Here is a 15,781-nt window from a genome sequence, read left to right on the forward strand (position 1 = left end):
TTTTTTCGTTCGGAAACGGTTATTCGGGTTCCTCTAAACTGAGACTTAACGATCGTAACTCTGCTGTGTGTGGATGGCTGACGTTGCCCATCCGTAAATCGTCTGCGCTCAGCAACTCGACCATTTCACCACCGATCATCACGCCAATGCTGGTGCAAAGATGCGTTACGACGGCCAGATTGTGGCTGACCAGGATATAAGTCAGCTTCCGGCGCTCACGCAAATCGCTCAGCAGGTTCAGAATTTCCGCCTGAACTGAAACATCAAGGGCCGAGGTCGGTTCATCAAGCAGTAAAATTTCCGGTTCCGAAATCATTGCGCGCGCAATGGCGACGCGCTGACGTTGTCCGCCGGAAAGCTGATGAGGAAAACGAAAGCGTACCGCCTGCGGAAGGCCAACTTCGCTTAACGCATCCGTAATACGCTTTTCGATATTCAGAAAACCGTGAACAATCAATGGCTCACTCAGAATGCGGTCGATGGTCTGGCGCGGGTGCAGCGAGCCGTACGGATCCTGAAACACCATCTGCACGCGGCGGAAAAAGCGTTTTTGCCGCACCGGCGTCTGGTCTTCGCCGCCAATCACCATCTCGCCAGACCACGACTGATTCAGACCCGCCAGCGCGCGCAAAATGGTGGATTTGCCCGAGCCACTCTCCCCGACAATGCCAAAGCATTCGCCCGGCGCCACGCTAAAACTGACGCCTTTCACCACTTCCGTATCGCCGAAAGCGATGCGCAGGTTGTTCAGGATGATTTTACTGTTATCTAATTGCAGTGGGATTTCTGTAGTCATGAGATTTTCCATGCTTCGTCACGCACCAGAACCGGCAATCTGTCACGGGGATGCTTGAGTGACGGCAGACATTCCAGTAACCCGCGCGTATAAGGGTGCTGCGCTTTCAGCAGATCGCCTGCCTGCAGGGTTTCGACGATACGTCCGGCGTACATTACCGCAACACGGTCACAAAATTTGGACACCAGAGGCAGGTCGTGGCTGATGAGAATCAGCCCCATACCCCGGCTGGACACCAGGTCGTCGAGCAAACGCAGAATTTCCGCCTGTACGGTGGCATCCAGCGCACTGGTCGGTTCGTCGGCAATCATCAGCTCCGGATCCGGCGCCAGCATCATGGCAATCATGACGCGCTGGCCCATCCCCCCGGAGACTTCGTGCGCATAACGTTCTGCCACTTTATGCGGTTCACGGATGCGTACCTGATCGAGTAATTCAATGGCCGCGTTCATCGCCTGCTTCTTCGAGCCGCCTTTGTGCGTCTGCCAAGCTTCGGCCACCTGTTTGCCAATCGGCATCACCGGATTCAGCGAATATTTCGGATCCTGAAGGATAAAGCCGACGCGCTTACCGCGTATCTGGCGCATCTGTTTTTCGCTGGCGTTACGCAAATCAATACCGTCAAAAGACAGCGTTTCTGCGCGACATTTTGCACTTGAAGGCAGCAGGTTCATCAGGCAACGCGCCGTGAGCGATTTTCCGGAGCCGCTTTCGCCGACAATACCAAACTTCTCTTTGCCCAGGGACAATGAAACGCCGCGAACGGCATCGAAACTGCCGCTGTTGGTCTGGAAGGTAATATGCAGATCTTTGATATCAACCAGCATCATTTCTCCTTAGGATCGAGGACGTCGCGCAGCCCGTCGCCGAGGAAGTTGAACGCCAGAGACGTCACAAAAATAGCAATCGCCGGAATTAACGGCACCCACCATTCACTGAACAGAAAACGGCGCGCAGTGGCGATCATCGCCCCCCATTCCGGTGACGGTGGTTGTGCGCCCATGCCTAAAAAGCCCAGGCTGGCGGCGGTGATAATGATGGAGCTCATGTCGAGGGTAATACGCACCACCAGGCTCGGGACACACAACGGCATGATATGTCTCAGCACGATGCGCGCCGGTGTCGCGCCGGTCAGGCGACAGGCGGCTATGTAATCTGTGCCGCGCACCTGCATGGTTTCGGCGCGCGCCAGCCGGGCATATGGCGGCCAGGCGGTGAGGGCGATGGCCAGAATGGCGCTTTCGATACCGGGTTTGAGGGCAGCAACAAATGCCAGAGCCAGAATCAGGCGCGGGAAAGCCAGGAAAATATCAGTGATACGCATCAGGATGCGGTCCAGCAGACCACCGGCATAGCCTGCGACGCAGCCAATCAGCAGGCCGAGTGGCGCGACGATTGCCACAACAATAATCACCATACCCAGCGTGATGCGTCCGCCATATAAAATGCGGCTTAGCGTGTCGCGGCCCAGTTCATCAGTGCCCAGCCAGTGCAGCGCCGAGGGTTTCGCCAGACGGTGCGCCAGATCCTGTGCGCCCGGGTCATAGCTGGTCAGCCAGGGGGCACAAATGGAAATCAGTAAGACGATCAGCACGGTAAACAGGCCCGTGACGGCCAGCGGATTTTTACGCAAGCCAAGCCAGATACGGTATCTGCGCCCCCACACCGCTTGCGTGCGCGTCTGTGGCGTATCGGCAAGCAGCCAGGCACGGCTGCCCGCGCGGGGTTGTGGTGTTACGGGAAGAGTGCTCATTTTACGCGGGGATCCAATAGTCGGTAGAGAAGGTCGGCCAGCAGGTTGAGCAGCACATAAATCGCACCAATCAGCAAGGTTGAGCCAATCACCGGGTTCATATCTGCATTCATCAGTGAGACGGTGAGGTATTGCCCGAGGCCCGGCCAGGAGAAGACGTTTTCTGTCACCACGGCACCTTCCAGCAAACCGGCGTAGGTCAGGGCCAGAACGGTAATCAACTGTACGCCCACGGTCGGAAACGCGTGTTTCCAGATAACGCGTTGCGCCGACAAACCTTTAGCTCGGGCAGTGATGACATATTCGCCGCCCAACGCATTAAGCATAAAGGTGCGGGTCATGCGCGTGATGTAAGCCATGCTGAAATACGCCAGGATCAGAACCGGCTGAACCATGTGTGCCAGCGCATCCCAAAACGCGCCCATATCACCGGCCAGCAGGGAATCCACCGTGAGCAAACCCGTTACCTGCGGGATCATGTCCTGATAGATGATGTCCTGACGCCCCGGCCCCGGCGCAATGCCCAGCGCGGAGTAAAAAATCAACAGGCTGAGCAAGGCCAGCACAAATACCGGCAACGAGTGACCGGCCAGACACACCACGCGGATGGTTTGGTCAATCCAGCTTCCCTGACGCGTTGCCGCCCATACGCCGAGCGGAATGCCGATAATGGCGGCGATAATGATCGCCGCCGTTGCCAGTTCGAGCGTGGCCGGGAAGAAACGCGCGATATCGGTCGTGACCAGATTGGAAGTCAGGGCTGACCGGCCTAAATCACCGTGAAACACCTGACTGAGATAGTGGAAGAACTGCAACCAGAGGGGCTGATCCAGCCCCATTTCATGACGAACCCGTTCGACGACTGCCTGCGGTGCATTGTCGCCCACCGCAGCCAGAACCGGATCCGTCGGCATGACGCGACCGATAAAGAAAGTCACTACCGACAGACCAAACAAAGTAAGACAAACGCTGATGCAGGTACTCAGGAATCCTTTGAGTCTCTTGCTCACGCTTTAACAACCTTCTCGTATGGGCTGGTGCTCATTACCGTCAGTACCACACCGGAAATCACGTTACGGCAGGCGGCGGTCATGGTCGGTTGCAGCATGATGATAAACGGGCTGTTTTCCATATGTTTCGTCTGCAACTCTTCATACAGTTTGATGCGGGTGGCCGGGTCAGATTCTTTCAGCGCTTTGGTGCTGAGATCGGAAATTGATTTATCCTGCCAGCTGCAACGCCAGGCCAGCGTGCGGCTTTTCGCGGCGTCGGTGTTATCCGGGTTGCTGCAAAAGGCTTCGGCGTTGGAGTTCGGGTCAAAATAGTCAGCGCCCCACTGGGTCAGTGCCAGTTGCTGCTGACGCGCGCGCATTTTTGTCAGAACCTGACGGCTTTCTGCCGCGAGCAGCGTCACTTTGATTCCTACTTCGGCGAGGTTAGATTGCAATGCCTGCACGATGTCAGAAGAGGGAGAGGCAGAATAGTGATCGAGCGTGATTTCAAATCCGTTCGGGAAACCGGCTTCAGCCAGCAACGCTTTGGCTTTGGCAACATCACGTTTGTACATGATGGTGTTGACCGCAGCCGGGAAACCTTCAGGCAGGAAACTCTGATGGATTTTATGCGTCAGCGGCACGATGTGCTGCTGAATATTTTCGTAATCCACTGCCCATTTCAGTGCCTGCCAGACCTGTGGTTTCGCCAGGTTAGGGTGCGCTGTGTTGGCAGAGAGCATGTAAGTCCCGGCGATACCTTTGCGTACCAGCGTGAAGTTTTTGTCGTTCATCAGCGGACGCAATTGTTCAGTCGTCAGGTTACGTGCGATATCAATATCACCTTTTTGCAACATCAGCAGTTGGGCTGAAGGGTCAACGATATGGCGCATGATGATGCGCTGAATTTTGCCTGCGTGCGGGTTGTTTTTGTTGCTTTCCAGAATGACGGATTCGCTGACTTTCCAGTCGCGCAGTTTGAAGGCACCGGAGCCAGCGCTGTTTTTCTTCAGCCAGGCGTTACCCAGATCATCACCAGCCTGATTTGCCAGGCAGGCGGATTTTTGCACGATGCTGCCGACGTTGGCGGTCAGGCAATACAGCAGGAAAGATTCTGAAGCCGGTTCAGCGGTTTTGATCACCAGAGTTTCGGCGTCCGGTGCGGTAATCAGGCTATCAACGTTATCTTTAGTGTAACCAAACTGGTTGATGATATAGGCCGGGCTTTTATCCAGTTTAACGACGCGTTGCAGTGAAAATGCAGCATCTTCTGCGGTCACAGGTTTACCGTCCGCCCATTTGGCTTTCGGATCCAGCTTGAACGTGAAGGTTTTTTTATCATCGGAAGCCGTCCATGAAACGGCCAGGTCACCTTCAATTTCATCAGGGGAGGCCAGTTTAGGTTTCACCAGTTGCTGATACATATTGCCGGTAATTTCACTGCCCACGGACTCGAAGCTTTCATGAGGATCAAGGCTGGTAATGATGTCGAGCTGGATGGCCATGACCAGAATTGAAGCTGGCGTGGCGGCAAAGACCGCATCAAATTTCAGGTAGGACAGCACAGGTATTGCGGAAAAACCGGTAACAAATTGACGCCTGGTAACCATAACAACTCCCATCGTGTTGATTTATAAAAGTAAAATTAAACATTACGGTGGTAAACCCTTGACTTAAGACCGTGCAACTGGCTTAAATAAAAAAACCGTTGCTTTACACCCGTCAACGTTTCGTATCGAAAAAACTAATGTGAAGCGTAGTGTTTTGTTCATCGCTGGTGCAAAGTGACGCGGTTACTGCACCCTGTCTGAACAAATCTCCGTTGTCTTAGTCATGCTTAATCAAAGGTAGACCTTTTTTATGAATAACGTAGCGCACGGAACTGAAGAATTAATGCCGGTATTTGATGGACATAACGATGTTTTGCTGCAACTTTGGACAGAACATCGTCAGGATCCTGAACGGGCATTCCTTCAGGGACCCGCCAGCGGACAATTGGACCTGCCGCGCTGTCGTGAAGCAGGCTTTGCCGGCGGGCTCTTCGCCGCCTGGGTACCCACTCCGGGAGTGGATCTAGCAAATAGCGTGCCTGATCGTTCGGTGGACACCAGATTTTTGCTGGAAGGTACTCAAAAACATCCTGATTTTTCCCCGACACCTTCTTTCGATTTTGCGCGCGATGTCACATTTGGCATGATGGCGTTCCTGCTGAGAATTGAAGAGCAGTCGCAGGGCAAGGTGAAGATTTGCCGTACGGCACAGGAAATTCGTCAGTCAATCGATAACCATGCATTAGCTGTGGTTATGCATATTGAAGGAGCGGAGGCGATTGATGAGGATTTGTATAATCTGGACGTGTTGTACAGCATGGGGCTGCGATCTTTGGGGCCGGTCTGGAGCCGTCCGAATATCTTCGGCCACGGCGTGCCGTTCAAATATCAAACCTCGCCGGATACCGGGCCCGGGCTGACAGAGGCGGGCGTACGGCTGGTAAAAGCCTGTAATCAAAAACGCATCATGGTTGACCTGTCGCATCTGAATGAAAAAGGCTTCCGGGACGTGGCGAAGCTGAGCAATGCGCCGCTGGTCGCCAGCCATTCCAACGCTTTCAGCATTTGCCCGCAGTCACGAAATCTGACCGACAACCAGCTTGCTGCCATCAAAGAAAGTCACGGTTTTGTCGGGCTGAACTTTGCCGTGCCGTTCCTGCGGGAAGACGGTAAAAGAAGCGACGATACCGGCACCGATATTATGGTGCGCCACGTCGATTATCTGGTGGAGCATCTGGGAGAAGACGGCGTGGGTTTTGGCTCCGACTTCGACGGCGCAACAATGGCACCCTTCATGAAGGATGTGCGTGGTCTGCCAGTGCTGGTGAACGCGTTGCGGGAAGCGGGTTACGGGCAGGCGCTGCTGGAGAAAATTTGCTACAAGAACTGGGTGAATGTGCTTGAACGCACCTGGGGATGTTAAACAGCAGCATTGAAAAAGAAAAGGCAGCCTCAAAGGGCTGCCTTTTTGCTGTCTGTGGGGCCTGATTATTTGAAGAAATCGGCACTCACGGTCAGGTTACCACCGCTCTTGTTCTGCCACTGGCGGGTAATGTGGTAGAACTTGGCACCTTTCACAGCCGCACGGTTCGCAACTTCCTGCGAAACGTCCGTTGTGCTGTTGAAGTGGCCGGTGAAAGTGGTGGAGTCAAACGGAACCATCTGAGCGGCGGTCACGTCATTCACTTCCTGAATTTTCGCACCGTTATTTGCAGTAACGCTGTAACGCTCTCCGGTTGATGACTGGGTTTCGAAGAAACGGCCAACGGTACGGCTTGGGCTGCTGGATGAAGCTACGCCCGGGATTTCAACCTTGGCCGCTTCTGCGCCACCGGCAGCCAATGCGGCTCTACCTGCGTCAGAATCAGCAGGGATGGCATCCGCAGACTGTACTACACGTTTTGGCGCATCTTTCTTATAGATGAATGCCGTAATGTACTGGTTGCCACCGCTGTTGGCATCAATCTGGCGAACGATGAAGAAGGAGTAAGCCCCTTTTTCTTTCGCTGCACGCGTGATGGCATCATTGACGTCAGGCTGGCTGCGATAAAAACCGTTCACCGTGACGGTATCGTAAGGCTCCAGGCCATAGGCCACGTCTTTAGGCAATTCAACCACACCGTTGATAACACGGTAATTAGGATCTTTGCTCACATCCGGCGCATCTTTTTTATAGATATCTGCAACTACGCGCCAGTTCCCGCTATTGTTAGTGGTGTTGGTATCTTGAATATAAAAATAATCTGCACCCAGCGTATCGGCACGGCGGGAGACGGCGTCAGACGCGTCACTCAGCGTGTTGAATCGCCCGGTAATAACAATGCGATCAAAAGGCTTGATGGCGGCTGCTTTCTGCGGGCTAATTTCCTGCGCGGCATGTGCAGCAGACAGCGCAGAAACAGAAAACAGGGCCGATGCGATGATCGTTTTTGTCAGCTTCATAAAAAATCCTTTCACCTTGCGCAGTAATGTTGAAACGTGCTGAATTCTTGATGTGTAACAGGTTAGCGGCCGATTATTGCATGTAACAATGCCGAGTGTCTCAGCAATTTATGGCAATAATGCGAGCGTTATCGACATAACACATCACTTTTTTTACTGCCCATAACTTATATAAGTTTGTTGAATAATCCAAGTGGTGAAATAAATGTTAATTATTCACTATTTTCTAACTTTTATGCCCGCGCTGAGCGGGTTACTGTAATAAAAGGCTGAGTGATTGATCTGGTTTAAATCCGGTAATCAGGTGGATTAAATGCCTGTTTCTCAGCGTTTGCAGCAGGTTTGCGGGCTATATCAATTTTTTTATTATTAATTACCTGACTATCGCTGTGATACGTAGATTATTGATTAGATATTCAGTAGGTTATAGCCAGCCTGAAAAAACACAGTTCGGTGACGAATATTAACCGACAGGCTTGTACTTGAATTGTTATGTCGATGACACAAATCATCAATGAAAAGGGTGAAGGGAATACTATGCGTATTGGTGTACCAAGAGAGCGGTTGACCAATGAAGCCAGGGTCGCAGCCACGCCGAAAACGGTGGAACAGTTGCTGAAACTCGGCTTTACGGTGGCTATCGAACAAGGTGCCGGTAAGTTAGCCAGCTTTGAAGACTCTGCTTATGAGCAGGCTGGCGCGTCGGTTGTCAGCAGTGATGATGTCTGGCAATCAGATATCGTTTTAAAGGTTAATGCACCTGAAAACGATGAAATCGATAAATTACGGGCAGGAACCACGCTGGTCAGCTTTATATGGCCTGCGCAAAACCCGGAACTGATCCAAAAACTGGCTGACCGGCAGGTCACGGCGATGGCAATGGATTCTGTGCCACGTATTTCCCGCGCGCAATCTCTCGATGCCCTGAGCTCCATGGCAAACATCGCCGGTTATCGTGCGATTGTTGAAGCCGCACACGAATTTGGTCGTTTCTTTACCGGGCAGATCACTGCGGCAGGTAAAGTGCCACCTGCAAAAGTCATGATTATCGGTGCCGGCGTGGCTGGCCTCGCTGCCATCGGTGCAGCCGGCAGCCTCGGTGCTATCGTTCGTGCGTTTGATACCCGCCCTGAAGTGAAAGAGCAGGTGCAAAGCATGGGCGCTGAGTTCCTGGAACTGGACTTCGAAGAAGAAGCGGGCAGCGGTGACGGCTACGCGAAAGTGATGTCCGAAGCGTTCATCAAAGCGGAAATGGCGCTGTTTGCCGCTCAGGCCGAAGAAGTCGACATCATCGTGACCACTGCGCTTATCCCAGGGCGCCCGGCACCGAAGCTGATCACTAAAGAAATGGTCGCTTCGATGAAACCGGGGAGTGTGATCGTCGATCTGGCCGCGCAAACTGGCGGTAACTGCGAGCTGACCGTCGCGGATAAAATCACGACCACTGAAAACGGTGTGAAAATTATTGGTTACACCGATTTGCCAAGCCGCCTGCCGACGCAATCATCTCAGCTTTACGGTACTAACCTGGTTAACCTGCTGAAACTGCTGTGCAAAGAAAAGAACGGTGAAATCGAAATAGATTTCGAAGACACCGTTGTGCGTGGTGTGACCGTGGTGAAAACCGGCGAAGTGACCTGGCCGGCACCACCGATTCAGGTTTCAGCGCAGCCACAGGCTGCGAAAGCCGCTGAGCCTGTTGCGAAAGCAGAGGCTAAACCAGCATCGCCGTGGACTAAATACATCATTATGGCCGTTGCCATCGTGTTGTTTGGCTGGCTGGCGAATGTGGCCCCGAAAGAATTCCTGTCCCACTTCACGGTATTCGCGCTTTCCTGCGTAGTCGGCTATTACGTGGTCTGGAACGTCAGTCATGCGCTGCATACTCCTCTGATGTCAGTGACTAACGCCATCTCAGGGATCATTGTGGTGGGAGCCGTACTGCAAATCGGCCACGGTGGCTGGGTGAGTTTCCTCTCCTTTGTCGCCGTACTGATCGCAAGTATCAATATTTTCGGCGGTTTCACCGTCACTCAGCGCATGCTGAAGATGTTTCGTAAGAACTAAGGGGAATATATGTCTGGGGGTTTAGTTACAGCAGCATATATTGTTGCCGCTATTCTGTTTATTTGCAGCCTGGCCGGGTTGTCAAAACATGAAACATCCAAGCAGGGTAATATTTTCGGTGTCACCGGGATGGCGATTGCGTTAATCGCGACCATTCTTGGCCCTGACTCCGGCAATGTTGGCTGGATCATTGTCGCGATGGTGATCGGCGGTGCGATTGGTGTTTATCTGGCGCGTAAAGTCGAAATGACCGAAATGCCTGAACTGGTTGCGATCCTGCATAGTTTTGTGGGCCTGGCGGCGGTGCTGGTTGGCTTCAACAGCTATCTGGATCACGGTGCAGTGCCGATGGAAGGTGTGATGGAAAACATCCATCTGACCGAAGTCTTCCTCGGTATCTTCATTGGCGCTGTCACGTTCACCGGTTCGATTGTGGCGTTCGGGAAATTGCGCGGGATTATTTCTTCTAAACCGCTGGCTTTGCCACATCGTCACAAACTGAATCTGGCTGCGCTGGTGGTGTCTTTCCTGCTGATGGTGACGTTCGTACGCACTGACAGCGTCGCCCTGCAGGGCTTTACTCTGCTGATCATGACCGTGATTGCTTTGGCGTTTGGCTGGCACCTGGTGTCTTCCATCGGTGGTGCGGATATGCCGGTTGTGGTGTCCATGCTGAACTCATATTCCGGTTGGGCAGCGGCAGCGGCGGGCTTTATGCTCAGCAACGACCTGCTGATCGTGACTGGTGCGCTGGTCGGTTCCTCAGGTGCGATTCTGTCTTACATCATGTGTAAAGCAATGAACCGTTCGTTCATCAGCGTGATTGCAGGTGGTTTCGGTACCGACGGTTCTTCCACCGGTGATGCAGAGGAAATGGGCGAATATCATGAAGCGAGCGCGGAAGAAGTGGCTGAAATGCTTAAAAACGCCAGCTCTGTGATCATCACCCCGGGCTACGGCATGGCGGTGGCGCAGGCGCAATATCCGGTTCACGATATTACGGCTAAACTGCGCGCGAAAGGCATCAAGGTTCGTTTCGGTATTCATCCGGTTGCCGGGCGCTTACCGGGCCACATGAACGTTTTACTGGCCGAAGCGAAAGTGCCGTATGACATCGTGCTGGAAATGGACGAAATCAACGACGACTTTAGCGATACCGATGTCGTGCTGGTTATCGGTGCGAATGACACCGTGAACCCTGCCGCGCAGGAAGATCCGCGCAGCCCGATCGCCGGGATGCCGGTGCTGGAAGTGTGGAAAGCGCAAAACGTTATCGTATTCAAACGCTCCATGAATACCGGTTATGCCGGCGTACAGAACCCGCTGTTCTTCAAAGAGAACACTCAAATGCTGTTTGGTGACGCGAAAGAAAGCGTAGAGAAAATCCTCCGCGCGCTGTAATTCTCCATCAGTAATGAAAAAGGCCAGTCGGTTGACTGGCCTTTGTTTTTTGCATCCTGTGGGATCAGACGTTATTCTTCGTCATCTTCTTCATCGTCATCCGATGTAATAGGGCACTCGAAATCATCGGGCTTAATGGCCAGCAAATCGCATTTCAGATGGTCGATCACCTGTTCCGTTGTATTTCCTAAAAATGCGGCAGAAAGCCCGGTACGGCCAATCGCACCCAATACCACGACACCCGCTTGTAAATGTTCTGCCAGGTCAGGAATGACTTCTTCAGGTAAGCCTTTTTCGACGTGGGTGAATTTTTCGTCCAGCTGGAATTTCTGACGCAGCGCTTTCATTGCAATCAGATGCTGGCCGCGGATCGCATCGTTGTAGACGCTTGGGTCGAAGTCAGGCAGTTCGATGGCGATATTGATCGGCGTGACGGGGTACGCGCCCACCAGGTGGACTTCGGTCTGATTAACGTGAGAAGCCAGATCGATAGTTTCTTTAACAAGTTTGATGTTGAGCGGATCGTGATAAGGCTCTTCGCTGGAGAGGTTAACGGCGACGACTGCTTTACCGCCTTCCGGCCAGGGTTGGTCTTTCACCATCCATACCGGACATGGACACTTACGCAGTAAATTCCAGTCGGTCGGGGTGAAAATCACAGATTCGAGCCGGTCATGCTGATGCGCCATTTTCAGCAGCAAATCGTGATTGCCGGCAATGATTTCCTGAATAATGGCTTCGAAAGGTTTGTTGTGCCAGACGACTTTAACGTCAATCGAAATACCTGCCTCGATATAATAACGGCACTGCTCTTTAATCCATTCTTCCCGTTCGCTTATTACGCTTTGTCGCATGCTGGTTCGCTCATCGGGCGACAGCATCGTGGTCATCTCATAGGAGAAATCATAAATCGACAGGAAAGCTTTGATGCGGCCACCATTGCGTTGTACCAGATAAACGGCACGGCGCAGGGCGGGTTGGTCATCCTGATTAGGGTCTATAGCAACCAGTAAATTCTGATACTTAGCCATGGGGACTCCTTAACACCTGTAAGAGAACGGCGGTCAGTGTATTAAGTACAGAGTAAACCAAGAATAAGCAATCGGACAGAGGAGAAATTGAGTCGGATCAACAAATTATTCCTTGCTGATCCGACACAAAAGCTATCAGGCAGAAACCGGAGCAGACTGACCGGCTAATTGAGAAAGCATTTCATGATTCTCAATGGTGATGTATTTACCTTTAACGCTCAGCATTTCGGACTTCTGAAAACGGCCCAGCAGGCGGCTGATGGTTTCCACGGTCAGGCCGAGATAGTTACCGATATCGCCACGGGTCATCGTAAGGCGGAATTCACGCTGTGAGAACCCGCGCTGTGCGAAACGACGGGAGAGGTTGTAGATAAAAGCAGCCAGTCTCTCTTCAGCATTTTTCTTCGAAAGCAGCAGGATCATATCCTGGTCGCCTTTAATCTCACCGCTCATCAAACGCATCATTTGCTGGCGCAGGTTGGGCATTTTCCCGGAGAGGTCATCGAGCGTCTCAAAAGGAATTTCACAGACCATGGATGTTTCCAGCGCCTGTGCAAAGCTTGGGTGCTGCAAGCCACCGATCGCATCAAAACCGACTAAATCGCCCGCCAGATGGAAGCCCGTGATTTGTTCGTCGCCTTGCTCAGTGATGGTGTAGCTCTTAATGGTACCGGAGCGGATCGCATAAAGAGATTTTAATTCATCACCGGCTTTAAACAGTGCCTGACCTTTTTGGATCGGCTTTTTCCTTTCGATAATGTTATCCAGCTGATCGAGTTCATGCTCGTTCAGAGTGAAAGGAATACAAAGCTGGCTGATGCTACAGTCCTGACAATGGATTGCACAGCCACCAGATTGGATACGTCGAATAATACGCTTTTCCGGGATCATAAGAGTCACTCTGGCAATATTGATATGGGTCAATTTTAACATCTTTTGCAGCGAGTGATAAGTAGCTATAAGTGTCTAAAAGGGCTAAATGTTAAAAAACCCCGATTTTAAACGGGTTTTTTTTCTAATTATTTTGATTTGTGTCGGGAATTAAGTCGAATTGAGAATCAATGAGATTAAAGAGCAGGTCAATTTATTAGTAAAAAGAATATCTAAGTTTTCAGGGATAAAGTGACTGAATCAATTTTTAAAGGTAATGAGATATTTTTATTATCCGCTTTGGTTCGTTATTACGAGGGGCTGACTGGCCTTATTACTGCGTCAGATCATCTCGCCGGATTATGGCATAAACCGCTGAAGTGATCGACTTTGATACCCATTCAGCCCGCAACCGCTTACAATGCCTGAATTCGTTTAGCTTTCGTTTACTTTTTAGGAAAGGTGTAATGCAGTCTGATTCTTTGGGTTTTCCTCTGGAAACTACCGTTGTCTTTGTCGTCGTGGCCGTTGCAGCGCTGCTGACCGATATTTTTGCGCATCGCAGCCACAAACCTATTGGCCTGAAAAGTGCCGCCCTCTGGACTGTATTCTGGTTTGTTGTTTCCCTGGGGTTTGCCGGTTTTCTTTATATACGTCATGGCAAAGAAGTCGCCAGCCTGTTCCTGACCGGTTATGCGCTGGAGCAGGTGCTTTCCGTTGATAACCTGTTCGTTATTATGGCGATTTTTGCCTGGTTTAAGGTGCCTGACGGCTACCGTCACCGTATTCTTTACTGGGGTGTTATTGGCGCGATTGTTTTTCGCGGGATTTTTGTCGTCATTGGTACAAGTCTGCTGGCGCTCGGGCCGTGGGTTGAAATGGTCTTTGCCGTAATCATTCTCTGGACCGCTGTACTGATGATGCGTGCAGGCGATGATGATGAGGAAAATGATGATTATTCCGATCACATTGCTAACCGCCTGGTACGCCGTTTCTTCCCGGTGTTCCCGAAACTGGTTGGCCCGCATTTTCTGGTCAGCAGCGAACAGGTGGAAGCTGAACTGGCTAAGCCCGAAAATCAGGGTTTTAGCTTTGCCGTGAAAAAGGGCGTGCGCTACGCTACGCCGTTGCTGTTGTGTATTGCCGTGGTTGAAATTTCTGACCTGATGTTTGCGTTTGACAGCGTGCCCGCCGTGATTGCTGTCAGCCGTGAACCGCTGATTGTCTATTCTGCGATGATGTTCGCCGTGCTCGGCTTGCGCACCCTGTATTTTGTACTGGAAGCGCTGCGTAAGTATCTGGTACATCTGGAGAAATCGGTCATCTTTCTGTTGTTCTTCGTGGCGGCAAAACTGGCACTCAATTCGAGTAATCATTTGTGGCACCACGGTATGGAAATCAGTGCACTGGTCAGTCTGTATGTGGTGCTCGGCGTTCTGGCGTTGGGGATCATAGCCAGCCTGCTGTTTCCGGGGAAAAAAGAGGCGGCCTGACACGACCTGGTTTTTCCGGCGAATTAAGTTCTCAGCCGTCGTCCGATAAAAAAACGCTGCATTTGCAGCGTTTTTGTCTTTTGCAGGGATAAGAATATCCGGCGCTACACATCACCCTCGTTATCTTTTTCCACCGCTTCATGAATGCGATCCAGCATGTCCGGGAAAGCCGATTGCACCCGGCTCCAGCTTGGAATAAAAGGCTTTTCGCTTGGTGTATCTACAAACGCCTGGCCCGCCTGCATGATGGCGGCGGAGAACAGTTCAACGGCAGATTCTTCACTGTGGCGGTCAAAGGACAGGCCATTCATTCGCGCATCATTTTCGAATCCGTCGATCATATCCAGTGCATTGCGATAATACGTTGCTTTCAGGATGCGAAAAGATTCGCTGGTGATATTGACGCCGAGGATCGCCATTTTGCGATACAGCGCTTTGGTGATGTCGATACTCATACGCTGCAAACCGTTGGTGGCGTCATCTTCTGACATCGGCTGATGCTTGTGATCGTAATTGTCGGCAATGTCCACCTGGCAGATTCGCTTAGTGGCGGTATTACGATGCAGTTCCGACAGCACTCCAATTTCCAGCCCCCAGTCACTGGGAATGCGTAAATCATTCAGCACGTCCGTACGCATGGCGAACTCGCCGGAAAGCGGGTAGCGGAAAGTGCGCAGATACTCCAGGAAGTCGGAATGGCCGTAAACGATTTGCAGGGATTTCAGTAACGGGAAGACCAGAAGACGCCCGACGCGACCATTAAATTTCCCGTCTGCTACACGCGCATAATAGCCTTTACAAAAATCATAATGGAAATTTGGATTAGCGACCGGATACATCAGGCGTGCCAGCATATCGCGGCTGTACGTGACAATGTCACAATCATGCAGCCCCACAACGGAAGTCCGGCGGGAGGCCAGCGTATAACCGACGCAGAACCACACGTTACGGCCCTTACCCGGTTCATTAGGGGACAGATTCTCTTTTTTGAGTTCTTTATCCAGCGCCGTCAGACGCGGGCCGTCATTCCATAAAATACGGTGGCGCTGCGGAAGACGGGAGAAAAATTCGCGGGCAAATAAAAACTGATCGCGGTCTGCGCGATCCAAACCAATGACTATTTCTTCCAGATACGGGACTTTTGTCAGTTCATCTACAATGCGGGTCAGCGCAGGGCCTTCAAGTTCTGAAAACAGAGAGGGTAATATTAATCCCATGGAACGGCGGCCTGAAAACACCTGCAAATCATATTCCAGTTCTTCAACTTTGCGGTTCGTCAGATTATGAAAGTTAGTAATGACACCATCCTGATAAAAATCGCTCATACGGTATTCTCCAATTTTAGAATAGATAAAATTATTGGAAGTCTTCTCTGTAAACACAGAA

The 15,781-nt window shown here is 51.7% G+C and carries 13 protein-coding genes; 4 read left to right on the forward strand and 9 right to left on the reverse strand.

Annotated elements, in window-relative coordinates:
- Positions 1–19 precede the first annotated feature (19 nt).
- From CWS43_RS23975 to CWS43_RS23995, 5 genes are read right to left on the reverse strand one after another with little or no spacing between them, the layout of a single operon-like run.
- Positions 20–796 carry an ABC transporter ATP-binding protein gene (locus CWS43_RS23975; protein ID WP_101079668.1) on the reverse strand — a complete coding sequence of 259 codons (777 nt, stop codon included), beginning with the start codon at positions 794–796 and terminating at the stop codon, positions 20–22.
- A complete protein-coding gene (locus CWS43_RS23980) occupies positions 793–1,623 on the reverse strand; it encodes an ABC transporter ATP-binding protein (RefSeq protein ID WP_101079669.1) in 831 nt (276 codons plus the stop codon). The genes CWS43_RS23975 and CWS43_RS23980 overlap by 4 nt, the downstream gene beginning before the upstream one ends.
- The gene (locus tag CWS43_RS23985) at positions 1,623–2,549 is read right to left on the reverse strand and encodes an ABC transporter permease (protein ID WP_101079670.1); all 927 of its coding nucleotides are present in this window, start codon (positions 2,547–2,549) and stop codon (positions 1,623–1,625) included. Before CWS43_RS23985 ends, CWS43_RS23980 begins: the two co-directional genes overlap by 1 nt.
- The gene (locus CWS43_RS23990; protein WP_101079671.1) at positions 2,546–3,559 is read right to left on the reverse strand and encodes an ABC transporter permease; all 1,014 of its coding nucleotides are present in this window, start codon (positions 3,557–3,559) and stop codon (positions 2,546–2,548) included. Before CWS43_RS23990 ends, CWS43_RS23985 begins: the two co-directional genes overlap by 4 nt.
- Positions 3,556–5,151 carry an ABC transporter substrate-binding protein gene (locus tag CWS43_RS23995; RefSeq protein ID WP_101079672.1) on the reverse strand — a complete coding sequence of 532 codons (1,596 nt, stop codon included), beginning with the start codon at positions 5,149–5,151 and terminating at the stop codon, positions 3,556–3,558. The genes CWS43_RS23990 and CWS43_RS23995 overlap by 4 nt, the downstream gene beginning before the upstream one ends.
- Before the next feature lie 250 nt (positions 5,152–5,401).
- Here CWS43_RS23995 and CWS43_RS24000 point away from each other — a divergent pair, with 250 nt between their 5' ends.
- Positions 5,402–6,514: a dipeptidase gene (locus CWS43_RS24000; protein WP_101079673.1), complete on the forward strand. Its 1,113-nt coding sequence runs from the start codon at positions 5,402–5,404 to the stop codon at positions 6,512–6,514.
- A gap of 65 nt (positions 6,515–6,579) precedes the next feature.
- Here CWS43_RS24000 and ydgH read toward each other — a convergent pair whose 3' ends face one another.
- On the reverse strand, positions 6,580–7,533 hold the full coding sequence (gene ydgH, locus CWS43_RS24005; protein WP_101079674.1) for a DUF1471 family protein YdgH: 954 nt from the start codon (positions 7,531–7,533) through the stop codon (positions 6,580–6,582).
- Positions 7,534–8,070: 537 nt separating this feature from the next.
- Between ydgH and pntA the strand changes: the two genes are divergently transcribed.
- Positions 8,071–9,600: a Re/Si-specific NAD(P)(+) transhydrogenase subunit alpha gene (gene pntA, locus CWS43_RS24010; RefSeq protein WP_101079675.1), complete on the forward strand. Its 1,530-nt coding sequence runs from the start codon at positions 8,071–8,073 to the stop codon at positions 9,598–9,600.
- Between the two features lie 9 nt (positions 9,601–9,609).
- The gene (pntB, locus tag CWS43_RS24015; protein ID WP_101079676.1) at positions 9,610–11,001 is read left to right on the forward strand and encodes a Re/Si-specific NAD(P)(+) transhydrogenase subunit beta; all 1,392 of its coding nucleotides are present in this window, start codon (positions 9,610–9,612) and stop codon (positions 10,999–11,001) included.
- Between the two features lie 71 nt (positions 11,002–11,072).
- On the opposite strand, the gene uspE is transcribed toward pntB, so the two are convergent.
- Positions 11,073–12,032 carry a universal stress protein UspE gene (uspE, locus tag CWS43_RS24020; RefSeq protein ID WP_101079677.1) on the reverse strand — a complete coding sequence of 320 codons (960 nt, stop codon included), beginning with the start codon at positions 12,030–12,032 and terminating at the stop codon, positions 11,073–11,075.
- Between the two features lie 135 nt (positions 12,033–12,167).
- The gene (locus CWS43_RS24025; RefSeq protein ID WP_013575564.1) at positions 12,168–12,923 is read right to left on the reverse strand and encodes an FNR family transcription factor; all 756 of its coding nucleotides are present in this window, start codon (positions 12,921–12,923) and stop codon (positions 12,168–12,170) included.
- Positions 12,924–13,369: 446 nt separating this feature from the next.
- Here CWS43_RS24025 and CWS43_RS24030 point away from each other — a divergent pair, with 446 nt between their 5' ends.
- A complete protein-coding gene (locus tag CWS43_RS24030) occupies positions 13,370–14,395 on the forward strand; it encodes a TerC/Alx family metal homeostasis membrane protein (RefSeq protein WP_101079678.1) in 1,026 nt (341 codons plus the stop codon).
- A gap of 104 nt (positions 14,396–14,499) precedes the next feature.
- On the opposite strand, the gene CWS43_RS24035 is transcribed toward CWS43_RS24030, so the two are convergent.
- Entirely contained in the window at positions 14,500–15,720 is a 1,221-nt protein-coding gene (locus CWS43_RS24035) for a glycosyl transferase (RefSeq protein WP_101079679.1), read from the reverse strand.
- Positions 15,721–15,781 lie beyond the last annotated feature (61 nt).

The organism is Rahnella sp. AA (genome assembly GCF_002834385.1).
Lineage (GTDB): Bacteria > Pseudomonadota > Gammaproteobacteria > Enterobacterales > Enterobacteriaceae > Rahnella.